This is a genomic window from Sinorhizobium sp. M4_45 (assembly GCF_002885915.1).
GTDB lineage: Bacteria > Pseudomonadota > Alphaproteobacteria > Rhizobiales > Rhizobiaceae > Sinorhizobium > Sinorhizobium meliloti_A.
The window spans coordinates 303,446-325,337 of sequence record NZ_NWVE01000002.1 but is presented as its reverse complement, the minus strand read 5'-3'; the positions used below and the strand labels follow the sequence as shown (position 1 = coordinate 325,337).

General features: G+C 62.9%; 20 protein-coding genes. 10 read left to right on the top strand and 10 right to left on the bottom strand.

All coding sequences use genetic code 11. The features are described 5' to 3' along the window. The first annotated feature begins 117 nt into the window (after nt 1–117). Nucleotides 118–414, top strand: coding sequence for a co-chaperone GroES (gene groES, locus CN933_RS07210; protein ID WP_011970827.1), 297 nt, complete (start codon nt 118–120; stop codon nt 412–414). A 75-nt stretch (nt 415–489) separates the two neighbouring features. After that, on the top strand, nt 490–2,127 hold the full coding sequence (gene groL, locus CN933_RS07205) for a chaperonin GroEL (protein ID WP_010968823.1): 1,638 nt from the start codon (nt 490–492) through the stop codon (nt 2,125–2,127). 196 nt (nt 2,128–2,323) lie between these two features. On the opposite strand, the gene CN933_RS07200 is transcribed toward groL, so the two are convergent. The 5 genes from CN933_RS07200 to hisS all read right to left on the bottom strand — a co-directional run bounded on the left by CN933_RS07200 (nt 2,324) and on the right by hisS (nt 7,808). Beyond that, entirely contained in the window at nt 2,324–3,550 is a 1,227-nt protein-coding gene (locus CN933_RS07200) for an NAD(P)/FAD-dependent oxidoreductase (protein ID WP_018094339.1), read from the bottom strand. Between the two features lie 78 nt (nt 3,551–3,628). Beyond that, a complete protein-coding gene (locus CN933_RS07195) occupies nt 3,629–4,336 on the bottom strand; it encodes a glutathione binding-like protein (RefSeq protein WP_026168542.1) in 708 nt (235 codons plus the stop codon). Between the two features lie 120 nt (nt 4,337–4,456). Further along, nucleotides 4,457–5,152: an ATP phosphoribosyltransferase gene (gene hisG / locus CN933_RS07190; RefSeq protein ID WP_018094337.1), complete on the bottom strand. Its 696-nt coding sequence runs from the start codon at nt 5,150–5,152 to the stop codon at nt 4,457–4,459. After that, nucleotides 5,149–6,288 (bottom strand): ATP phosphoribosyltransferase regulatory subunit, encoded by a 1,140-nt coding sequence (locus tag CN933_RS07185; RefSeq protein ID WP_018094336.1) that lies wholly within the window; start codon nt 6,286–6,288, stop codon nt 5,149–5,151. Before CN933_RS07185 ends, hisG begins: the two co-directional genes overlap by 4 nt. 5 nt (nt 6,289–6,293) lie before the next feature. Continuing rightward, entirely contained in the window at nt 6,294–7,808 is a 1,515-nt protein-coding gene (gene hisS / locus CN933_RS07180; RefSeq protein ID WP_026168541.1) for a histidine--tRNA ligase, read from the bottom strand. A 231-nt stretch (nt 7,809–8,039) separates the two neighbouring features. On the opposite strand from hisS, the gene CN933_RS07175 reads away from it, so the two are divergent. The 3 genes from CN933_RS07175 to CN933_RS07160 all read left to right on the top strand — a co-directional run bounded on the left by CN933_RS07175 (nt 8,040) and on the right by CN933_RS07160 (nt 10,791). After that, entirely contained in the window at nt 8,040–8,465 is a 426-nt protein-coding gene (locus tag CN933_RS07175) for a hypothetical protein (RefSeq protein ID WP_018094334.1), read from the top strand. 75 nt (nt 8,466–8,540) lie between these two features. After that, nucleotides 8,541–8,927, top strand: a complete 387-nt coding sequence (copM, locus tag CN933_RS07170) for a CopM family metallochaperone (RefSeq protein WP_018094333.1) — start codon at nt 8,541–8,543, stop codon at nt 8,925–8,927. A 406-nt stretch (nt 8,928–9,333) separates the two neighbouring features. After that, entirely contained in the window at nt 9,334–10,791 is a 1,458-nt protein-coding gene (locus CN933_RS07160) for an NCS1 family nucleobase:cation symporter-1 (RefSeq protein WP_018094332.1), read from the top strand. Nucleotides 10,792–10,864: 73 nt separating this feature from the next. On the opposite strand, the gene CN933_RS07155 is transcribed toward CN933_RS07160, so the two are convergent. Beyond that, complete coding sequence (locus CN933_RS07155) at nt 10,865–11,500, bottom strand: DNA-3-methyladenine glycosylase I (RefSeq protein ID WP_018094331.1); 636 nt, start codon at nt 11,498–11,500, stop codon at nt 10,865–10,867. A 288-nt stretch (nt 11,501–11,788) separates the two neighbouring features. On the opposite strand from CN933_RS07155, the gene CN933_RS07145 reads away from it, so the two are divergent. Together CN933_RS07145 and CN933_RS07140 are read left to right on the top strand one after the other, a co-directional pair. Then, complete coding sequence (locus CN933_RS07145; protein ID WP_018094329.1) at nt 11,789–12,529, top strand: L,D-transpeptidase; 741 nt, start codon at nt 11,789–11,791, stop codon at nt 12,527–12,529. Between the two features lie 188 nt (nt 12,530–12,717). Further along, the gene (locus CN933_RS07140; protein ID WP_018094328.1) at nt 12,718–13,413 is read left to right on the top strand and encodes a L,D-transpeptidase; all 696 of its coding nucleotides are present in this window, start codon (nt 12,718–12,720) and stop codon (nt 13,411–13,413) included. A gap of 152 nt (nt 13,414–13,565) precedes the next feature. Here CN933_RS07140 and glcF read toward each other — a convergent pair whose 3' ends face one another. The 3 genes from glcF to CN933_RS07125 form a co-directional block, all read right to left on the bottom strand. Then, a complete protein-coding gene (glcF, locus tag CN933_RS07135; RefSeq protein ID WP_026168540.1) occupies nt 13,566–14,858 on the bottom strand; it encodes a glycolate oxidase subunit GlcF in 1,293 nt (430 codons plus the stop codon). Between the two features lie 133 nt (nt 14,859–14,991). Next, a complete protein-coding gene (glcE, locus tag CN933_RS07130) occupies nt 14,992–16,209 on the bottom strand; it encodes a glycolate oxidase subunit GlcE (RefSeq protein WP_018094327.1) in 1,218 nt (405 codons plus the stop codon). Continuing rightward, entirely contained in the window at nt 16,206–17,645 is a 1,440-nt protein-coding gene (locus tag CN933_RS07125) for an FAD-binding oxidoreductase (protein WP_102761384.1), read from the bottom strand. The genes glcE and CN933_RS07125 overlap by 4 nt, the downstream gene beginning before the upstream one ends. Nucleotides 17,646–17,844: 199 nt before the next feature. Between CN933_RS07125 and CN933_RS07120 the strand changes: the two genes are divergently transcribed. After that, nucleotides 17,845–18,741, top strand: a complete 897-nt coding sequence (locus tag CN933_RS07120) for a LysR family transcriptional regulator (protein ID WP_018094325.1) — start codon at nt 17,845–17,847, stop codon at nt 18,739–18,741. 1 nt (nt 18,742) lies between these two features. Here CN933_RS07120 and CN933_RS07115 read toward each other — a convergent pair whose 3' ends face one another. Continuing rightward, nucleotides 18,743–20,011 (bottom strand): DUF3422 family protein, encoded by a 1,269-nt coding sequence (locus CN933_RS07115; protein WP_018094324.1) that lies wholly within the window; start codon nt 20,009–20,011, stop codon nt 18,743–18,745. A 214-nt stretch (nt 20,012–20,225) separates the two neighbouring features. Between CN933_RS07115 and CN933_RS07110 the strand changes: the two genes are divergently transcribed. Together CN933_RS07110 and CN933_RS07105 are read left to right on the top strand one after the other, a co-directional pair. Further along, complete coding sequence (locus CN933_RS07110; RefSeq protein WP_201269694.1) at nt 20,226–21,017, top strand: FadR/GntR family transcriptional regulator; 792 nt, start codon at nt 20,226–20,228, stop codon at nt 21,015–21,017. A gap of 275 nt (nt 21,018–21,292) precedes the next feature. Next, nucleotides 21,293–21,799: an NUDIX hydrolase gene (locus CN933_RS07105; RefSeq protein WP_018094322.1), complete on the top strand. Its 507-nt coding sequence runs from the start codon at nt 21,293–21,295 to the stop codon at nt 21,797–21,799. The last annotated feature ends 93 nt before the right edge of the window (nt 21,800–21,892 follow it).

The window sequence follows — 21,892 nt, the reverse complement described above, 5'->3', positions numbered from 1 at the left end:
TCATTTCACGGCCACCCTTATCTCGGCTGGCGCTAGCACTCACTTGAGAAGAGTGCTAACACCCATCCGGCGGGTCCATTCGCGACCCGCAGTGTCATTTGATCGAGGGATTAGACAATGGCAAGCACCAATTTCCGTCCGCTGCACGACCGCGTTGTCGTCCGCCGCGTCGAGTCTGAAGAAAAGACCAAGGGCGGCATCATCATTCCGGACACCGCTAAGGAAAAGCCGCAGGAAGGCGAGATCGTGGCTGTCGGTTCGGGTGCCCGCGACGAAAGCGGCAAGGTTGTTCCGCTCGACGTCAAGGCCGGCGACCGCATTCTGTTCGGCAAGTGGTCCGGCACCGAAGTCAAGATCGACGGCGAAGACCTTCTGATCATGAAGGAAGCCGACATCATGGGCGTCATCGGCTGATCGGCCGGCACCCCTTCAAATTCCGTAATTTGAAACCGGACCAGTTCCGGAGTTTCGAAACCAGGAGCTTTCAAAATGGCAGCTAAAGAAGTCAAGTTCGGCCGCAGCGCGCGCGAAAAGATGCTGCGCGGCGTCGACATCCTCGCCGACGCAGTCAAGGTGACGCTCGGCCCGAAGGGCCGCAATGTCGTTATCGACAAGTCGTTCGGCGCGCCGCGCATCACCAAGGACGGCGTTTCGGTCGCCAAGGAGATCGAACTCGAAGACAAGTTCGAGAACATGGGCGCCCAGATGGTCCGCGAAGTCGCTTCGAAGACCAACGACATCGCCGGTGACGGCACGACGACTGCAACCGTTCTCGCCCAGGCGATCGTTCGCGAAGGCGCGAAGGCCGTTGCCGCCGGCATGAACCCGATGGACCTGAAGCGCGGTATCGACCTGGCTGTCGCCGAAGTCGTCAAGGACCTGCTCGCCAAGGCCAAGAAGATCAACACCTCGGACGAAGTCGCCCAGGTCGGCACGATCTCGGCAAACGGCGAAAAGCAGATCGGTCTCGACATCGCCGAAGCGATGCAGAAGGTCGGCAACGAAGGCGTCATCACGGTTGAAGAAGCCAAGACCGCCGAAACCGAGCTCGAAGTCGTCGAAGGCATGCAGTTCGACCGCGGCTACCTGTCGCCCTACTTCGTCACCAACCCGGAAAAGATGGTCGCCGACCTGGAAGACGCTTTCATTCTCCTGCACGAGAAGAAGCTCTCCAACCTGCAGGCGATGCTCCCGGTTCTCGAAGCCGTCGTTCAGACCGGCAAGCCGCTCCTCATCATCGCTGAAGACGTCGAAGGCGAAGCACTCGCAACGCTCGTCGTCAACAAGCTGCGTGGCGGCCTGAAGATCGCTGCCGTCAAGGCCCCGGGCTTCGGCGACCGCCGCAAGGCCATGCTCGAAGACATCGCCATCCTGACGGGCGGCACGGTGATCTCGGAAGACCTCGGCATCAAGCTCGAAAGCGTCACGCTCGACATGCTCGGCCGCGCGAAGAAGGTTTCGATCACCAAGGAAAACACGACGATCGTCGACGGTGCCGGCCAGAAGTCCGACATCGAAGGCCGCGTCGCTCAGATCAAGGCCCAGATCGAAGAAACCACCTCCGACTACGACCGTGAGAAGCTGCAGGAGCGCCTTGCCAAGCTCGCCGGCGGCGTCGCCGTCATCCGCGTCGGCGGTGCGACGGAAGTCGAAGTGAAGGAAAAGAAGGACCGCATCGACGACGCCCTCAACGCGACGCGCGCTGCAGTTCAGGAAGGTATCGTACCGGGCGGCGGTGTTGCCCTGCTGCGTTCTTCCGTCAAGATCACCGTCAAGGGTGAAAACGACGATCAGGACGCCGGCGTCAACATCGTTCGCCGCGCTCTGCAGTCTCCGGCCCGTCAGATCGTCGAAAACGCTGGCGACGAAGCATCCATCGTTGTCGGCAAGATCCTCGAGAAGAACACCGACGACTTCGGCTACAACGCCCAGACCGGCGAATATGGCGACATGATCGCCATGGGCATCATAGACCCGGTCAAGGTCGTTCGCACCGCGCTTCAGGACGCAGCCTCGGTCGCTTCGCTGCTCATCACCACCGAAGCCATGATCGCCGAACTGCCCAAGAAGGACGCTCCGGCAATGCCGGGCGGCATGGGCGGAATGGGCGGAATGGACATGATGTGATAAGGCGACAGCCTTAGCACGATCCATCCGGATCCGAAGGGCGGCTCTCGAGCCGCCCTTTTTGTTTTATGATGCCGGAGCGCATGCGGCCGCGCTGGAGCATTTCAATGTTTCATGGAAACACTGAAATGCTCTGACCCTTTGGTCCAACGCATTTCCGGACGGAAAACCGTTACACACTTCTCCTGGAAGTGCTCTAAGTCAGCAATGCCTTCAGATCGACCTGCGGATTGGCGAGCAGCACACGGTCCGGCGTGGCGCCCGCCTCGAGAAGCTTCTTTCCCGTCACATAGGCCTTGGCGTCGTTGATCGCATCGACGGCGACCAGTTTGCCCTGGCGGAAATACCAGACCGAGACGCTGCCCTCGCGCTGGCCCTGGCGGACGAGCGTTTCGTCGTGGCCGAGGCCGAAGCCGGCAATCTGCAGCTTGACGTCGTACTGGTCGGACCAGAACCAGGGCTTCGGGTCGTAGGGATCGGTACTGCCCGCGAGAACCGCGGCAACCGCCTCCGCCTGGTCGACGGCATTCTGCACGGATTCGAGGCGGATGCGCATGCCGTCCCACGGCAGGACGGCGCAGTCGCCCATGGCGAAGATCGTTGGATCTGAGGTCCGGCCATGGCTGTCGACGACAATGCCGTTTGCGGTTTCGATGCCGGCATCGTGCGCCAGCGAATCATTCGCCGCCACGCCAATGCCGACGATCACGATATCGACGGGAATGACGGAGCCGTCGGAGAGTTCCGCCGCCGTAACGCGGCCGTTGTCGCCGATCAGACGATGGAGCCCCGTGCGTTCTCGTATATCGACGCCGTGCGAGCGGTGAATTTCGCGGACGATCGCCGAGGTGGCGCCGGAGGCGACACGCTGAAGGATCCGGTCGGCCATTTCGATGACCGTGACCTCGAGCCCCGTGGTCCGGGCAACCGCCGCAGCCTCGAGGCCGATGTAACCGCCACCGACGACCAGCACCCGCCGGCCGGGCTGCATCTCCTCTGCCAGCCGGTCGGCATCCCGGAAATCGCGCACGACGAAAACGCCCGCGAGATCGCCGCCCGCCGCAGCCGGCAGCCGACGCGGCGTGGCGCCGGTCGCAAGGGCGAGCGTCTCATAGGCAAGTTTGGAGCCATCGCTGAGCGTCACGCGTTTGGCGGCGCGATCGATCGCCGTCGCGGCGGTCGAAAGACGTATGTCGATCTCGTGCTCCGCATACCAGGGCTCCGGCCGGTAAAGCAGGCGATCGAGGGTCATTTCGCGCAGCAGATATTTCTTGGAGAGCGGCGGCCGCTGGTAGGGCAGGCTCGCTTCGGCGGCAACCACGGTGATCGGACGCATGTCCTTGAGGGCGCGAAGCTTGGCGACCAAAGCGAATGCGGCTTGACCGCCACCGACAACAACAAGTCTTCCCGACACCTGCTCCATCCGTCTCAATCGTCTCTGCCCATCGCTATCCTCCCGGCCGGCACCCGGTCAATCTCCGGCGGAGGCCCCCGCCCGAAACTACTCCTTGCGCGGGATCTCCATGCCCTTTTGGGCGGCGGGGCGTGCCAGGCCGCGATCCACCCAGTCCATGACGTTCGGGAAGCTCTTATAGTCGAGCACTTCGGCGCCGCCATAGAATTTGCGAGCCCCTTCCACCCAAGGATAGGTCGCGATGTCGGCGATGGTGTATTCGTCCCCCATCAGCCATTGACGGCCCTCGAGCCGCGCTTCGAGGACGCCGAGAAGACGCTTCGCTTCGTCGCGATAGCGCTGAACCGGATAGGGGTTGTTGGCGACCTTGTCGGCGGCAAATTTGAAGAAATGGCCGAACTGCCCGAACATCGGTCCGATGCCGCCCATCTGGAACATCACCCAGCACAGCGCCTCGTAACGGCGGGCCGCATCCGCCGGGAGGAGCTTGCCGGTCTTTTCTGCAAGATAGATCAGAATCGCGCCGGATTCGAAGAGGCCGATCGGCTTTCCGTCCGGTCCGTTCGGATCGATGATCGCCGGAATGCGGCCGTTCGGATTGAGCGACAGGAATTCGGGCGACTTCTGCTCGTTGGTATCGAAGGAAATGCGGTGTGCCTCATAGGCCAGGCCCAGTTCTTCGAGCGCGATCGAGACCTTAACGCCGTTCGGCGTCGGGAGCGAATAGAGCTGGATGATATCGGGACTTTTCGCCGGCCAGCGAGCCGTGATCAGAAACGAAGAAAGATCAGCCATGACGGATGCCTCTAGGTGGGAAATCGAAAGGGTGTCTGCCGCCCCAACATAGGGAGCGCCGGTTGCATTTGTCAGGGTCGAAGGCAAATTTGCCGGCCTTCACCTTCGCCGTCCTCGCGCTCAGAGCACGGCCCGCACGGCAGCAACGATCCGGTCGATCACCGGATTGCCCTCGTGGGTGGCCTTGCGCGCCCGCACGAGGCAGGCCTCGGAGCGCAGAATCACGCCGTCAGAAAGGATCTTCAGATGGTTGGCCTTGAGCGTCGAGCCCGTCGAGGTGATGTCGACGATGATGTCGGCGGAGCCGGACGCGGGCGCGCCTTCGGTCGCTCCCAGGCTCTCGACGATGCGGTAGAGCTGGATGCCGTGGCTACCCGAGAAGAAATGCTGCGTCAGACGCCAGTATTTGGTGGCGATCGCAAGCCGGCGGCCATGGCGGGCGCGGAAGTCCGCCGCGACATCGCCGAGGTCGGCCATGGTGTCGACGTCGTACCAGATCTCGGGTACCGCGACGACCACATCGGCGTGACCGAAGCCGAGCCGCGCGGCGAAGTCGACACGGGCATCGGCGTCCGCCAGGCCTTCGCGCACGAGGTCCTCGCCCGTGACGCCGAAATCGACCGCGCCGCTGCCGATCTCACGGGCGATTTCCGAGGCGGACAAATAGGCGATCTCGACGTCGTCCCACCCTTCAACGCGGCCGCGATAGGACCGGTCGCTGCCGACTGCCGCAATCTTCATTCCGGCGCGTTCGAAGATCGCCGAGGCCTCATCCTTCATTCGCCCCTTGGAGGGCAGCGCAATGGTGACGGTCATTCCACCCTCCCCGCAGCGATCGCCTGTTCTATCCGGTCGAGCCAGAGGGAAAAGCCGACGGCCGGAATATGCTCGCGGGCACCGAGCAAAGTCAGAAGGCGGTCGAACCGGCCGCCGCCGGCGAGCACCGCCGGCGTGCCTTCGACCCCGATTTCGAAGACGAGCCCGGTGTAGTAATCAAGCGGCCGGCCGAAGGCGGCGCGGTAGCGCATCAGACCGGGATCGGCGCCGGTCCTTGCAAGCGCGGCCACGCGCGCGTCGAAAAGCGCCAGCGCATCATCGATCTTCAGGCGCGCCTTGCCGGCGAAGCGGTGGAGCGCCGCCGGAGCATCGGCGAGGGGCAGATCGAAAGCCAAGAACGCGCGCATGACGCCGAGCGCCTCCTTGTCCAGCCGGGTGGCGGCGAGTTCGACTTTTTCCTTCAGGCGCCGCGCTATATCGCGGGGCGAGCGGCTCGCATTGGTCGAATAGCCGGTCGCCTTCATCGTCTCGCCGATATGGGCGACGAGCCGCTCCTCGTCCTCGAGCATGCCGAGCGCCGCGACGCGCTCGACGTCGTGACCGAAGACGCCGGGCGACTTCGGATCGGCGAGCGCCGCCAGAAGCCGTTCCAACTGCTTTTGATCGCCGAAGGCATGGATGAGGCGCTTCTGCCAGCCCCCGGGCAGGCCGCATGCGGCAATCACCGCTTCGAACACCGACTGGTCGCCGAGCGTCACGTTCAGCCGCTCGCCCGGCAGCCGGTTGGCGAGCACGAACATAGCGTCGCCGACCACGCGGGCGTCGGCAGCGGCCGTATCCGGATCGCCGAGGTCTTCGATGCCCGCCTGATAGAATTCACTCGATCCTTCGCGGCGCTGCCGGAACACCTCGCCCAGATAGGCGTAACGCTGCGGCGTGCCGGTTGCGGTCTCGATATGGCGGAGGCAGACGGGAATGGTGAACTCGGGGCGCAGGCAAAGGCTCTCGCCGGTCTCGCTCTCGGTCATGAAAATGCGCCGGCGCAGATCTTCGCCGGCCATGTCGAGGAAAGGCTCCGCCGGCTGGATGACCGGCGTATCGACGCGCAGCGTGTTCCGGCGCTCGAAATCTGCGAGAAGGTCGCCGGCAAAGGCGGGAAGATTGATCAGAGGCATTGCGGTCAACCCGCCCTTTTCCGGTCCTCGGCCTGTTCCGCCAGAATTTCGCGCACCTTCGCGACGAGTTCGCCTTCCGGGACGGAAACCTGCGCGACACGCGCCTCGCGCCAGGCGACATTATCCTCGATTTCACCCGAAAGCCGCTTGCCTTCGATCAGGTCCTTGATCTGCACAACGCCGGAGGCGCGCTCGTCGCCCCCCTGGATCACGGCGATCGGCGATCCGCGACGGTCGGCATATTTGAGCTGGTCGCCGAAGTTCTTCTTGTTGCCCTGGTACATTTCGGCGCGGATGCCGGCATGCCGCAGATCCTGCACGAAGCGCTGGTAACGCCCCATGCTTTCGACATCGCGATCCATGACGCAAACGACAACCGGAGCGGTGACCTGTTCGGCGCCCAGCTTGCCCAGATTCTTGAGTGCCGTCATCAGCCGCGACACGCCGATGGAGAAGCCGGTCGCCGGCACCGGCTGACCCATGAAGCGCGACACGAGGCCGTCGTAGCGGCCGCCCCCGCCGACGGAGCCGAAGACGACCTTCTCGCCCTTTTCATTGGTGACGGCGAACTGCAACTCCGCTTCGAAGACCGGACCGGTATAATATTCCAGGCCGCGCACGACGGAGGGGTCGATCTTGATGCGGTCCGCCTCGTAACCGGCACTGAGTACAAGGCTGCGGATCGTGTTCAACTCGGTGACGCCCTCGGCGCCGCGAGCCGTTCCGGCGACGAGCGCCGCCAGATCGTCCGCGCTGCTCGCATAGTCCGTGATCCCAACGAAGAAAAGGATCTTGCCGATCTGCTCCTCGTTCAGCCCGGCGCCCTTGGTGAAGTCGCCGCTCTCGTCCTTGCGCCCTTCACCCAGCAACAGCCGCACGCCTTGCGGACCGAACTTGTCGAGCTTGTCGATGGCGCGCAGCACCGTCAGCCGCGTATTCGTCTGCTCGACTCCGCCGAGACCGATCGCCTCCAGAACGCCGTCGAGTACCTTGCGGTTGTTGACGCGGATCACGTAATCGCCGCGGGCAATGCCGAGCGCCTCCATCGTGTCGGCCATCATCATGCACATTTCGGCATCGGCCTGTACGCCGGCGGCACCGACCGTATCGGCATCGAACTGCATGAACTGGCGGAAGCGGCCCGGGCCCGGCTTCTCGTTGCGGAAAACGTAACCGGCGCGATAGGTACGATAGGGAAGCTGGATTTCGTTGAAATTCTCGGCCACGTGACGTGCGAGAGGCGCGGTCAGATCGTAGCGCAGGCTCAGCCACTGGTCGTCGTCGTCGGTCAGCGAAAAGACACCTTCATTCGGCCGGTCGCTGTCGGGCAGGAACTTGCCGAGCGCGTCGGTATATTCGAAAAGCGGCGTCTCCACCGGATCGAAGCCGTAACGTTCGTAGACTTCGCGGATTTTCGCGATCATCTCGTCGACGGCGCGAATGTCCGCGGCCGACCGGTCGACGAAGCCGCGCGGCAGGCGTGCCCTGAGCTTCTGCGTTTTCTTCTGTTTTTCATTCATTGAAAGCATTCCGGACTTCAAGCTTGGTCGGTGCCTTCCCTACCGGATCATGGCAGGGGCGGCAAGGGCAGCGACAAGCCGCAAGACCGCGCGCGTCAGGCTTGCGGAACATTGCGGTGTTGCATGCGTTCCTGCGCGAAAGGCCCGATCACAATGCCGTGATTGTATATCGCGCCATTTACGCGTATAGGTTACGCAGCAGATCGAGGCCGACTTTGGGGACTGAGCGATATGCTGAACTTCATGACACCGGGATCCGGATCCATAAAACCTTTGAGTCCGGAGACGCACAGAGCCTGGACCCGCCGCGTCTCGCAGGCGGGTTGCCTGGTGGAGCCATGGCGCTGCGACCTTTCCAGCGGCGCTTTCATGATAGGTTCCAAAACCGCTGCCCTCCTCGGTCTGCGGCGCAATCCCTGCGGCATCGTCGACCTTGTCAGGGCCTATGACAGAGGCGACCGGTCCACGATCCTGAACATTCTGGAACAGGCGACGGAAAGCTCCTCGTCCTTCTGCTTCTCGACCACCGTCCGCGGCATAACGGGACATCCTTCGCCACTCTATTGCATCGGCAATTCGACGCTTACGGACGAGGGCGCTGAGGGTTCGCTCGAAGGCGTGTTCGCCCTTCCGGGTAGCGACAATCCGGACGCCTGACGGCGCGTGCCAATTTCCATCATCTTCGCATTCTGTCCGCCCCTGTGAGCGGCGGACTCGATGAAAGGAAACGAAATGGTCCTCAAACGATCCCTGTCTGCCCTGTTTCTCGCCGCCACGCTCGCTGCTGTTCCCGTGCTGGCGCAGGAAACCGACCACGGCAGCATGCATCACGGTTCGGCAGAGAGCGGCGCGGCGGGGGACGCGTCCCCGTCGAGCAAGGCCTTCGCCGAGGCGAACGCCAAGATGCACAAGGACATGGATATCACCTTCAGCGGCAATGCCGATCTCGATTTCGTACGCGCCATGATCGCTCACCACCAGGGAGCGATCGACATGGCGAAGGTCGAGCTCGAACACGGCAAGGACGAAGCGATCCGCAAACTCGCGGATGACATCATCAAGGCCCAGGAAGCGGAGATCAGGATGATGAAGGAATGGCTGGCCCGCAATGGCGGCTAGATCACGGTGCTTTTAGGTCAGGTCGACCTAAAAGCATGAACGTGATCGATTCCAAGAAGAGCCCATGTGGGCGGCGCACACTTTTCCTCATTCCGCTCTAAGGGCCACCCGCCGCCGCCTGTTTGATCTCCTCATTCCTGTGCTCGTCACAGGAAACCGGCCAGACCAAGTCCTTGGGCTGAAAAAACGCTTCCCGCGCCGCAGACGCGGCGCTGCTGAATCCCTGTGACAAGCACAGGGATGAGGGTGGAGAGGATGCAGTCCTCCGATACGTTTCCTACAGCGCCGCGCGTCTTATGAGGCGCGCAAAGGTCGCTGTAGCACTTTGAGCCCGCAGCGATATTGACAGTGGGCGGCAAGCGCCTCTTCCATAGGCACAGGTGCCATGACGTCAAGAGGGGAAACGATGACGATACCACCCGGTGCATCTCCACAATTGTATAACGAAGACCTCGCGCCCGCCAAAGAACGCAACTGGGGCGCATTCTCCATTTTCAACGTCTGGACATCGGACGTGCACAGTCTGTGGGGCTACTATCTTGCCGCCAGCCTGTTTCTCTTCTGCGGCAGCTTTATGAACTTCCTCCTGGCCATCGGCATCGGCTCGCTCATCATCTTCTTCCTGATGCAGCTTGTCGGCGTTGCCGGCGTGCGCACCGGCGTGCCCTTCCCGGTCCTGGCCCGGGCGTCCTTCGGTATCTGGGGTGCGAACTTCCCGGCAATCGTCCGCGCCATCGTCGCGTGCTTTTGGTACGGCGCGCAGACGGCGGCAGCCTCGGGCGCCATCGTCGCGCTGCTTGTCCGCAATGAAAGCCTGCTTCAGTTCCACCAGTCGAGCCACATGCTCGGTCATTCCACCCTCGAACTCGTCTGCTACGTCGTCGTTTGGGGTCTTCAACTGCTGATCATCCAGAACGGCATGGAGACGGTTCGAAAGTTTCAGGACTGGGCCGGTCCAGCGGTCTGGGTGATGATGCTGCTGCTTGCGATCTATCTCGTCGTCAAGGCGGGCGGCTTCTCGTTCAGCCACACGATCCCGATGGACGTGTTGCTTGAAAAGACCAAGAATGCCGGCGTGCCGGGCCTACCGGGGTCGTTCGCCGCGCTTGGCGCAGTGGCCGCGATCTGGGTGACCTATTTCTCCGCGCTCTATCTCAATTTCTGCGACTTCTCGCGCTACTGCCCGAGCGAACGGTCGCTGAAGGTCGGCAACCTCTGGGGCCTGCCCGTCAACCTCATCCTGTTCTCGCTGGTCGCCGGCGTTACAACCATCGCCGCCTTCAATGTCTATGGCGAGGTGCTGCTGCACCCCGACCAGATCTCGGCCAAGTTCGACAGCTGGTTCCTGGCGCTGCTCGCCGCACTGACCTTCGCGGTGGCGACTCTCGGCATCAACGTCGTCGCCAACTTCGTCTCGCCCGCCTTCGACTTCGCCAACGTCTTTCCCAAGCACATCGACTTCAAGAAGGGTGGCTATATCGCAGCGCTGATCGCCCTCGCGCTCTATCCCTTCGCGCCTTGGGAAGGCGGGGCGGCGCACTTCGTCAACATGATCGGCAACACGATGGGCCCGATCTTCGGCGTCATGATGGTCGACTACTACCTCATCCGGAAGGGCCGCGTGGATGTGGAGGCGCTCTACCGCGAACACGGCGAGTTCCGCTTCGAGAACGGCTGGCACGTCAACGCGCTGATCGCCGCCGGCATCGGGATCGTCTTCTCCTCGATCCTGCCGGGGCTTACATCCGTCATGCCGGCATGGTGGGGTGTCTACGGCTGGTTCTTCGGCGTCGCCATAGCGGGTGCGATATACTACGCGCTCCGCTCCTTCAAATCGGCCAGGCCATACCCGGCCCAACCCTGATAGTCTTACTGCTATCAGAGAACATCGCCCTCCCGTCGAATGGGGAGGGCGATGCTCTTGCCGGATGCGGCAATCAGGCCGCCGGACGTGCGAAGCGCCGGCGCAGGTCCTCTATCGGCGCACGGCAGAAGCAGCCCTCGATATGGTCGTTGACGAGGCCCATCGCCTGCATGAAGGCATAGACGGTGGTCGGGCCGACAAAGGTCCAGCCACGCTTCTTCAGATCCTTCGAAATCCGCACTGAGGCCGGCGTCGTCGGATTGGCGATGAGGGTCTCGAAATCGACGATCTTCGGACGCTCGCTTCCATCGGGCTCATGCGACCAGAAATAGGCCGCCAGTGAACCGAATTCCGCGCGCAGCTCCTTCGCCCGGCGGGCATTGTTGATGGTCGAGACGATCTTGCCGCGATGCCGGACGATGCCGGCATCGGCGAGGCAACGCTCGACGTCCTCCTCGCCGAACTCGGCGACCTTGTCGAAATCGAAGCCCGCAAATGCGGCGCGAAACGCATCGCGCTTTCTCAGGATCGTCAGCCAGGAGAGGCCCGATTGAAAGCCTTCGAGGCAGATCTTTTCGAACAATCTGTGATCGTCGGCGACCGGCCGGCCCCATTCTTCGTCGTGATAGCGGCGGTAATCCTCCAGATTGCCGTGCCAGGCACAGCGATCAAGGCCGTCTTCCCCCGTAATCAAGCCCCTGGCTGCCATTTCGCCTCTCTCCATCGTTTCTCTTTTGTTCCGTTTACCATTTGCAAACCACATCGATAAAGAGGCGAATAACCCTACCCAAAGCTTTATTGCCGAGGCCGCCCTTGAGCGCCGCACCGTTTACGGTTCGGTTGCGGACAGATGAGAGCATCGCGCCATTGCCGGAGCGCTGGAACGCGCATGCGATTTCCCCAGAGCTCCGCCCCATTGAATTGAACGCAAGGGCCTTGGCGAGGCAACTCACCCGGGCTCCTCCAGATTGTTCCGGCCAAGTAGCGAGTCCGTCCGATGCTGAAGAAATCCCTTTGTTTTGCCGCATGCTTTCTTTCGATCCTTTCCGGGGTTGCAGCCGCACAGGACCGTTATCAAAACCGTCCGCCTGTCATCGTCAGCCCGGATCTGACCGCCCCCTGGGTGATGCAGCTGACGGGCAAGCGCGTGGTCTATCGCCAGCAGGTTCCCACGACCACCCGAAAGCGGGTCGAGCGGCGCGAGCTCAGCCGCCGCCCCGCCAACGCAGCCGTTCAGCCAGCCTCGATCGCGCGCAGACAGAAGCCGGCAAAGTCGAGAATCGATCCGCAGTTCCTCCCGCAAATGGTCGCTTACGAGACGAAGGAGAAGCCCGGGACCATCGTCATCGACACCAACAACCGCTTTCTCTATCTCGTCACCGGCAACGGCGATGCACGACGCTACGGCGTCGGAGTCGGCAAGCCGGGCTTCGAATGGGCGGGAGAGCACAGGATCACGCGCAAGGCCGAGTGGCCCAACTGGACGCCGCCGCAGGAAATGATCGCGCGTGAGGCAGCCCGGGGCCACTATCTGCCGGCCCGCATGGACGGCGGACCCGAGAATCCGCTCGGCGCTCGCGCGATGTATCTGGGCTCGACGCTCTATCGCATCCACGGCACCAATGCACCCTGGACGATCGGCTACGGCGTTTCCTCCGGCTGTATCCGCATGCGCAACGAGGATGTGGTCGATCTCTATGAGAGGGTGAAGGTCGGCACAAAGGTCGTCGTGCTATAGCGACTAGGGATGCACAATACTTCTTCCGCGTTTCTCTCTTCATCTCCCGAAACCGTGGTTTTGAAGCAACAGATGTTCCCTCAGATACAAGTCTCGCCGAAATCGTTGCACTATAGAATGTATCGCGGGCGGCCACTTGCGGTTAAATCGCACAGCTTGCTTGCAATGAGGGTTCAGAGGGAATCGTAATGAGACGTCATGTCACGGGGATGGCCGCGCTTGCAGTTGCGGCCGCTGCTCTTCTTATTTCCGGAAACGCTTCGGCATTCAGCCCAGCCGATATTGTCGGCGCCGGCGTAAAAAGTTCCGACATCATTCAAGTCGCCAAGCAGAAGAAGCCGCCTCAGAGATATTGGCGCACCAAGGTGCGCTTCCGCACGGACGAGGCTCCCGGCACCATCATCGTCGATACCAACAGCAAGTATCTTTATTACATCGACGGCCCGAACCGGGCGACGCGCTATGGCATCGGCGTCGGCCGCGACGGCTTCGGCTGGTCCGGTGTCGTCAAGGTTGGCCGAAAGGCCGAATGGCCGAGCTGGACGCCGCCGGCCGAGATGCGCGCGCGAGAGAGAGCGAATGGCCGCATCCTGCCGATCACGCAGCCCGGCGGCATCGACAATCCGCTCGGCGCCCGCGCGCTCTATCTCTACAAGGGTGGCCGCGACACGATCTTCCGCATCCACGGGACCAACCAGCCCTGGACCATCGGTCAGAACATGTCCTCGGGCTGCATCCGGATGATGAACGAGGATGTCGAACACCTCTATGAGCGCGCCGGGATCGGCACGAAAGTCGTCGTCATCGGCCCCGGCAGCAAGCCCGGCGACACCTATTTCGACGATCGCGGCGTCGACATTTTCCGCACGATTTTCGGCGGGTGACGGCCGCACCGGACCTCTCCTCACCCGAGGACCAGCCCTCTTCCCGCACGCGGGGAGAGGGGACAGGGACCTCTTCCGCGAGTCCCATCTTCCACTCAAAACGGGAGAAGGTGCCGGCAGGCGGATGAGAGGCCCCGCTCACCCCCTGACTGTCACAACCCCGCCGGCTTCGGACCGCCATAGGCCCAGTCGAGCAGCTCCACCGTGTGCAGGATCGGTATCTCCGTGCCGCTGGCGATCTGGGTGATGCAGCCGATATTCCCGGTGGCGATCACTTCAGGCTTGGTCGCCTCTATATTTCTGACCTTCCGCGCCTTCAGCTTCGCCGAGATCTCCGGCTGCAGAATGTTGTAGGTGCCGGCCGAACCGCAACAGAGATGACCCTCCGCCGGCTCGCGCACCGAAAAGCCCGCCCGTTTAAGGAGCTGCTTCGGTGCCGCGGTGATTTTTTGTCCATGCTGCATCGAGCATGCGGAGTGGTAGGCAACGGTGAGATTCCGTGGTCCCTGCTCCGGCAGGTCGAGGGTCGCGAGATATTCGGTGACGTCCTTTGCCAGCGCGGAAACCCTCGCAGCCTTCTCAGCATAGGCCGGGTCGAGCCGCAGCATATGGCCGTAATCCTTGATCGTCGTCCCGCAGCCGGATGCGGTGATGATGATGGCGTCGAGCCCATCCTCCTCCGCCGCCTTCAGCCAGACATCGATGTTGTGCCGGGCAGCCTTCAGCCCCTCTTCATCCCGTCCCATGTGGTGTACGAGTGCCCCGCAACAGCCCTCTCCCGCCGAAACGACGACCTCGACTCCTTGGCCCGTGAGCAGACGGATGGTCGCATCGTTGATTTCCGGCCGCAGCACCGGCTGCGCGCAGCCGGTCAGAAGCGCGACGCGGGCGCGTGGCGTGCCCTTTGCCGCGTAGACCGCCGGCTTTGCCCCCCGCGATGCCGGCATCGCGCTCGGCGCCAGATCGAGCATGACGCCGAAGGTCCTGAGGAAGGGAACCCTCTTCAGCAATCCGGCGAGCGGGCGCGCAAGACCGGCAGCCCCGAGCGCCAGCCGGAACCGTGACGGATAAGGAAGAGTGGCGGCAATGACGGCGCGGGCGAGCCGGTCCTTGAACGGCCGCTTGTAGGTCTTCTCGATATGGGCGCGGGCGTGGTCGACAAGATGCATGTAGTCGACACCCGAGGGACAGGTGGTCAGGCAGGAAAGACACGAGAGACAGCGGTCGATATGGGTGACCGTCTCGCTGTCTGCCGCACGGCCGTTTTCGAGCATGTCCTTGATCAGATAGATCCGCCCGCGCGGACTGTCGAGTTCGTCGCCGAGAACCACGTAGGTCGGACAAGTGGCCGTGCAGAAACCGCAATGCACGCATTTGCGCAGGATCGTTTCGGATTCGGCGACATGCGGGTCGGCGAGCTGCTCAGGGGAGAAGTTGGTCTGCAACCGAGTACTCCATGTGGCGCCTTGCGCCTTGGATCACTTTGATCTCCGTCGGGCTGGCCGGAAATCGCCATGATCGATTCTCTTCGTCTTAGGCCGATCTTTTAGACCGCACGATGGCGAAAGGTCCCTTCGCCTAGTTCTGGAGCAACGCGGCCGCGCGCCCTGGATTGAATATGCCCGACGGGTCGAATTGGGCGCGGATACGTTCCGATAATTGTGCCACGGCCGGGGACTGCGGTTCGAAGGCCGGAATGCGGCCGCGCGCCTCCTCGTCGGCACGCAGAAGCGCCGCATGTCCGCCGCCGACCGCGCCGATATAACGGCGGAGCAGTTCCGCCTCCGGGTCTGCCTCCATGCGCAGCCAGACCAGACCACCCTGCCAGTCGTAGAAGGCATCGACGCCGGTCTGCAGGCGCAATGCGGCGACGAGCTGATGGCCCGCGGAAGGGGCGACCGATACGCGCCACAAAGGCCGTCTGGTGCCATCGGCATAAGGCTTCACGTCGCGGATTTCCGTCCAGAGGGTTCCTGTCTGCGCCTCGTCGAGTTGCGAAATCCGCCCGAAGCGCGACAGTTTTTCGCCGAGCTTCTCCGCCCGAATGGCAACGGATGCCGCAAGGCCTTCGAGCCGGAGCACCGTTGCGGCGCCATCCGGCAATACGCCGTCGAGAAAGCGGCTGCGCACGCTTTCCGGCAGATGCGACGCACCCGAAACCTCCACCGGCTGCGCCATGGCCTCCGCCATCACCGCAGCGGCTTCCGCATCGTTCAGCCCGGAGACGACGACGGTCGCCGCCGCCGGCGGGAGTGGCTGCACCTTGAAGGTGACTTCGGTCAGAATGCCGAGCGTGCCGTAGGACCCCGCCATGAGCTTGACGAGATCGAGCCCGGTCACGTTCTTCATCACCCGGCCGCCGGCCTTGATGAGTTCTCCCCGGCCATTGACGAAACGCACCCCGAGCAAGCTGTCGCGAGCGGCACCGGCGACGTAGCGGCGAGGCCCGGAGACATTGGCGGCGAAGACCCCGCCTATCGTGGGTTTGCCCGTCGTTGCGAAAATCGGCCGGTGGTCCATCGGTTCGAAGGAGAGCATCTGGCCCTTGGCGTGCAGTGCCGCCTCGACTTCGGCGAGCGGCGTTCCGGCAAGCGCACTCATGGTCATCTCGGCCGGGTCATAGGTGACGATGCCGGAAAGACGCCTGCTCGAGAGCGTTCTGTCAGCACGCGTGGGATTGCCTAGACCTGCGCGCGTGCCGCCGCCGACTACGGCGAGCGTGACGCGCTCGGCCGCCGCGGACCGCACGACGGACGCGATCCCCTCCTCGCTTGCCGGCTCGAAATGGACGATCATGCCGCGGGCCGCCCTTCGAGCGGAAAAACCTTCGACGGGTTCATAAGCCATTGCGGATCGAAGGCGGCGCGCGCCGCCATCTGCTGGCCGAGATCGGCCCTGCTGTACTGGTGCAGCATCAGATCGCGTTTCTCGATGCCGACGCCGTGTTCCCCGGTCAGGCAGCCGCCCGCCTCGACACAGAGCTTCAGTATGTCGTTGCCGGCAGCTTCCGCGCGGGCAGCTTCCTCCGGATCATTGATGTTGTAGAGGATCAGCGGATGCATGTTGCCGTCGCCGGCATGGAAAACATTCGCAACGCGCAGGCCGTAGCCGGCGACGATCTCGCCGGTCCGCCTCAACACATGGGAGAGCTGGCTCAGCGGCACCGTTCCGTCCATGCAGATATAATCGGCAATCCGGCCGGTTGCGCCGAAAGCCGACTTACGCCCCTTCCAGATCAGTGCCGCTTCCAGAGCCGATTGCGATTCCTTGATCGTCATCACGCCGTGGCGGCGGGCGATCTCGATAATGCCGGCGAGCATTGCGTCCATTTCGGCCTCGGAGCCTTCCACTTCGACGATCAGCAATGCTTCGACGTCGAGGGGATAGCCGGACTGGGCGAAAGCCTCGCAGATATCGATCGCCGGCTTGTCCATGAATTCGATTGCGACGGGGATGATGCCCGATCCGATGATATCGGCGACGCAGCTGCCGGCGGACTCGGAGGAGGCAAACCCGAAGAGGACGGGCCGCGCTCCCTCGGGCTTCGCAATCAGCCGCACCGTCGCTTCCGTGACGATGCCGAGCTGCCCCTCCGAACCGCAGACGAGCCCAAGCAGGTCGTATCCCGGCGCGTCGAGCGCCTTGCCGCCGAGTTCGATCACGGTGCCATCGAAAAGCACCATCTTGACACCCAGAAGGTTGTTGGTCGTAACCCCGTACTTCAGACAGTGCGCGCCGCCGGAATTCATCCCGATGTTCCCGCCTATTGTGCAGGCGAGCTGCGAACTCGGATCCGGCGCATAGAAGAAGCCGTCGGCCGAAACTGCATCGGAAATATTGAGATTGGTCACGCCCGCCTGAACCGTCGCCGTGCGGTTGAACAGGTCGATATCCAGGATGCGCGACATCTTCGAAAGACCGACGACGATCGCGTCCTCCTGAGGAATGGCGCCGCCGGAGAGAGAGGTGCCGGCGCCCCGCGGCACGATCGGAATGCCGTAGCGGCTGCAATATTTGAGCACCGCGGCCACCTGCTCCGTCGTCTGAGGAAGGACGACCGCGAGCGGCATCCGCCGATAGGCGATAAACGCATCCGTCTCGAAGGGCTTGAGGCCGCGCTCGTCGCTGATGAGGCCGCCTTCCGGCAACAGATCGGCAAGATCGGCGACGATTTCCCGCCGACGGTCGAGGACGGCCTGCCTTGGCTTCAGAAAGCCGATCGTCTCCGGCATGAGCGCCTCCCATTCACAGCAAAGTGGTATTTTTTGCTTACCACTAATGCATGTCGCCCAAAAGTGCGCGGCGGACTTGAGACGAGGACATACACAAGCAATGACCTCAGCGCATCCCGCTCTAACCTTTTACAGGGCTGGACGGACACCCGGCAAATGTTAATGATCTTTTCGCCTTTGGAAACAATGATCAGGATTGATGACGAATCTAGGCGATCTCGAGATTTTCGCGCGGGTGGTGTCGACCGGCAGCATGTCGGCGGCGGGACGCGCGCTCGGTTTTTCCGCAGCCGTGATTTCCAAACGTATCAAGCGGCTCGAAGACAGGCTGGGCACGCGGCTCCTGCAGCGCACGACTCGGCAGATTTCGCTGACGGAGGCCGGCCAGGGTTTCTATGACCGCGTACTCGGCATTCTCGCCGGTCTGGAGGAAGCGGAGGCCTATGCTTCGGGCCGCTCGTCCCAGGTCCAGGGGACTCTGCGCATTTCCGCGCCGACCTCCTTCGGCCGCATGCACATCGCACCGCATCTGACCGGTTTCATGAAGGACCATCCCGACCTGAAGCTGCACATCGTGCTGACCGACGATTTCACCGACATCGTCGCAGAAGGTTTCGACCTCGCCATTCGAATAGGCGAACTCAGCGATTCGAGCCTCGTCGCCCGTAAGCTCGCGCCGGTGCGCCGGCTTCTCTGCGCGGCACCGAGCTATGTCGCCCGTCATGGAGCGCCGACGGAGATCGGCGAACTCGCGCATCACATCTGTCTGCCGGCGCACAACAACGACAACTGGAAGCTGGAGGGGCCCGACGGCAGCCTCTCCTACCGGCCGGAGGGACCGCTCGTCACCAACTCGTCGGAAATCATCCGCGAAGCGGTGATTGCCGGTGCCGGCATCGCCCTGCGGTCCACCTGGGACATCGGCAGGGAACTTCGGGAGGGTCGCCTGGTTCAGGTGCTGCCGCAATGGGAAGGATCGCACAAGCTGACGCTTTCGGCGGTCTATCCGAGCCGGCAATTCCTACCGGCCAAGGTCAGGCAGTTCATCGACTATCTCGCCGCACTCTACGGCCCGGTGCCCTACTGGGAGCAATAGACTATCCGTGCTCGTCGTGATGCCGGCGAATGCGCCGGACCACCAGCCAGACCCCGGCGACCGCGAAGGGAACGGCGAGGCCCGTCAGGAGACCGGGATCAACGGGTATTTCATGACTGACGGCCTTGGCGAGGTAGCCGAAGAGCCCGACGACATAATAGGAAATCGCCGCGACCGACAATCCTTCGACAGTCTGCTGCAGGCGCAATTGCAGCTTGGCGCGGCGATCCATCGAATTCAACAGGGCGCTGTTCTGCCGTTCCAGTTCGACGTCGATCCAGCTTCTCAGGAGAGCCGTAGCGCGAGCGAGCTTGCGCGAAAGGTTCGCCTGCCGCTCCTCGACCGACTGACAGGTGCGCATTGCCGGCGCCAGCCTGCGTTCGAGGAAGGTGCCGATGGTCTCGTAACCGGGCACCGGCGTTTCGGAAAGCGTGCGGATGCGTTCCTGGACAATGCCATAATAGGCGCGGCTGGCGCCGAAGCGATAGAGGCTGAGGGCGGCACCCGCTTCGAGATCGGCGGCAAGGCGGGTGATCTCCGCCAGCATCTCGTCAGCCTCCTCGCGGACGTTTTCCTTCATGCGCTGCGTCACCGCCGTCAGGCCGTCCTCGGTGCGGCGGATCTCCGGCGACAGCGACTGTGCAAGCGGCAGGCCGAGAATGGCGAGCGTGCGGTAGGTCTCGATGTCGAGCAGGCGCTGCACCAGGGCGCCCGTTCCCGCCTCCGTCATGCCGCGATCGATGACCAGCACCTGGGTCAGCCCGTCGCCGTTCTGGCGAAAGTCGGTCAGGAGCACCGCCTGGCCATTCTTGGTTTCGCTGTAACAGAGGCTCGTGGGATCGAAAGCCGCGATCGCCTCGCGGGTCTCCGGCGTATCGGGGCGGATTTCCAGACGAACTCCGGAGATCAGCGAGCCCGGGGGCGAAAAACCGTCGCCGAACGGATGGATCGGCACCTCGCCACCGAAGCTTTCCGGCGCGGGCGCGTCCCAGAAATAGGTGGAGAATTCCGTGTGCCGCTCCCAGCGCAGCGTTCCCTGTCCCCAGGGGATCGCGTGGTGATTGGCGTCGCGACCGGGCGGGGCGATGCCGCGCGAGCGCGACAACTCGGACATCACGGCGTGATCGACGATCGACCCGCCCTCCGTCATGAAGGCGAGTTGAAAGATGACGCGCGGAGTCGTCACCAGTGCATAGGGCCGTGAATGGACCTCGCCGAGCGCCTGGGCGCGCATGGGCGCCACCGGAAATGCAAAACTGCCCTTTGGCATGAAGCGCTTCTTCCCCCTCACGCGTTCATCACCACCTTCTTATCAACGGATAAGGTAAAAAGAACAGGGCGCTTTGACGCAGTTCGATCTTTGTCAACGCCGGCAGAGTGGACAATCAATTTGACCACTTGATGGGTCCTGTTAGATTGCCGAATGGAAGCGGAGGCCGGCGACACCTGTGCACAATCCCCTTGGCGCTCCGGGAGACGTGGCCGTGACCGAAGACCAGGACGACCTTTATGCCCGTATCAGCCATAGCCGGACGGCCGACGAGGTGGTGCAGCAGATCGAGCTTCTGATCCTCGAGGGGGTGTTACGCGACGGCGATCGCCTGCCGGGCGAGCGAGAACTCTCCAGGCGCTTCGACGTGTCGCGGCCGATCCTGCGTGAGGCGCTCAAGGAGTTGGAGGCGCGCGGTCTCGTCGACAGCCGGCATGGCGGCGGCACGTTCGTCGCCGATGTGGTCGGTCAGATCTTTTCCAAGCCCCTGATCGAGCTCATCGGACGCCACCACAAGGCGACCCAGGACTATCTCGAATACCGGCGCGAACTCGAAGGCTTGACGGCGGAACTGGCGGCGACCCGGGCAACCGACTTCGACCGCGACATTCTTACCCGCGTCATCAAGCGCATGCGCGCCGCACACGAGAGCGGCAACTTCGCCGAAGAACTCGAAGCCGATATCGAACTGCACAATGCTATCGGCGAAAGCGCTCATAACATCATCCTGCTTCACACCCTCAGGGCCTGTTACAGGCTGCTGACCCAAGGCATCTTCTTCCACCGCAATTCCGTCTTCGACGCGCCCGGCGCGCGCGACCAGCTTCTCGCGCAGCACGAGGCGATCTATGCGGCGATCATGGTCGGCGATCCGCAAACCGCCAAGGCTGCCGCGCAGAGGCACATCGATTTCGTCGCCACGGCGGCGCGCGAGGCCGAGCGCAGCGGAGAGTGGGTGCGCATTGCCCGTCTGCGCCTGCAGCAGCGTGATCGCGCGGGTTCCTGACCGGTCGCGGGCCCGACAAGCGCAAAAGTACGGGTGGCGAGTGCCCCTTGGTAAAATTCCAGCCGATTTCCTACATATGGTCGTATGGGACAGTGGTTCTGTCGGAACCGCGACTCCGCGCTTTGCGTTAGTTGGGTGATGTATAGTCCCGAAAAGGAAGAGCGTGAATCCGAATGAATGCGGCGCGTTTGACGAACGCATTTACAGCGGCATGCGACGGTTCATACTCGGGTTGCGCGCGGCAACCACTGATTCGTTGAGGAGTATGGGGAATTTTGAACTTTCTGCACCGGCTCGCTTCTGATGTGCAACTTATGCTGCGTCGCCCGGCGCGAATGCAGTATGCGGCGCTGTGCTATCGCCTTGCCAAGAAGACGAATGCGCTGGAAATCCTGGTGATCACCAGCCGCGACACAGGCCGGTGGGTCATCCCCAAGGGGTGGCCGATGCAGGGCAAGCAGGCACACGAGGTCGCGGAGCGCGAGGCCTACGAGGAAGCCGGGGTGAAGGGCAAGGTGCAGAGGGCCGCCATCGGCGCCTACGTCTATCAGAAGCGGATGGACCACGGCCTGGAGATCTCCTGCAAGGTGCAGGTGCATGCGCTCGAAGTCGAGGACTTCTGCAAGAACTTCCCGGAGAAAGGTAGCAGGCGGCTGGAATGGGTCGACTATCGTGAGGCGGCAAAGCGCGTTGCAGAGCCTTCGCTGAAAGAGCTTATCCTCGATTTCGGCAAACGCCTCGACCCAGACCCGGAGCAGCGGCCGAAAGCCTCCAGCAACTGACGGCGAGGCGGAAGCCCACGGCATCCGCCCCGACGACTGGTCGAACACGCAAGCTCGCCGCAGGCTGCGACATGCCGGCTCGGGTAACGCCCC

Bases quoted from the DNA above. Each gene is read 5' to 3' on its own strand.
- hisS (WP_026168541.1), bottom strand. From the start codon at position 7,808: ATGAATGAAAAACAGAAGAAAACGCAGAAGCTCAGGGCACGCCTGCCG.
- CN933_RS07160 (WP_018094332.1), top strand. From the start codon at position 9,334: ATGACGATACCACCCGGTGCATCTCCACAATTGTATAACGAAGACCTC.
- hisG (WP_018094337.1), bottom strand. From the start codon at position 5,152: ATGACCGTCACCATTGCGCTGCCCTCCAAGGGGCGAATGAAGGATGAG.
- copM (WP_018094333.1), top strand. From the start codon at position 8,541: ATGGTCCTCAAACGATCCCTGTCTGCCCTGTTTCTCGCCGCCACGCTC.
- CN933_RS07145 (WP_018094329.1), top strand. From the start codon at position 11,789: ATGCTGAAGAAATCCCTTTGTTTTGCCGCATGCTTTCTTTCGATCCTT.
- glcE (WP_018094327.1), bottom strand. From the start codon at position 16,209: ATGATCGTCCATTTCGAGCCGGCAAGCGAGGAGGGGATCGCGTCCGTC.
- groL (WP_010968823.1), top strand. From the start codon at position 490: ATGGCAGCTAAAGAAGTCAAGTTCGGCCGCAGCGCGCGCGAAAAGATG.
- CN933_RS07185 (WP_018094336.1), bottom strand. From the start codon at position 6,288: ATGCCTCTGATCAATCTTCCCGCCTTTGCCGGCGACCTTCTCGCAGAT.
- CN933_RS07155 (WP_018094331.1), bottom strand. From the start codon at position 11,500: ATGGCAGCCAGGGGCTTGATTACGGGGGAAGACGGCCTTGATCGCTGT.
- CN933_RS07115 (WP_018094324.1), bottom strand. From the start codon at position 20,011: ATGCCAAAGGGCAGTTTTGCATTTCCGGTGGCGCCCATGCGCGCCCAG.
- CN933_RS07175 (WP_018094334.1), top strand. From the start codon at position 8,040: ATGCTGAACTTCATGACACCGGGATCCGGATCCATAAAACCTTTGAGT.
- CN933_RS07200 (WP_018094339.1), bottom strand. From the start codon at position 3,550: ATGGAGCAGGTGTCGGGAAGACTTGTTGTTGTCGGTGGCGGTCAAGCC.
- CN933_RS07195 (WP_026168542.1), bottom strand. From the start codon at position 4,336: ATGGCTGATCTTTCTTCGTTTCTGATCACGGCTCGCTGGCCGGCGAAA.
- CN933_RS07140 (WP_018094328.1), top strand. From the start codon at position 12,718: ATGAGACGTCATGTCACGGGGATGGCCGCGCTTGCAGTTGCGGCCGCT.
- groES (WP_011970827.1), top strand. From the start codon at position 118: ATGGCAAGCACCAATTTCCGTCCGCTGCACGACCGCGTTGTCGTCCGC.
- CN933_RS07125 (WP_102761384.1), bottom strand. From the start codon at position 17,645: ATGCCGGAGACGATCGGCTTTCTGAAGCCAAGGCAGGCCGTCCTCGAC.
- CN933_RS07120 (WP_018094325.1), top strand. From the start codon at position 17,845: ATGACGAATCTAGGCGATCTCGAGATTTTCGCGCGGGTGGTGTCGACC.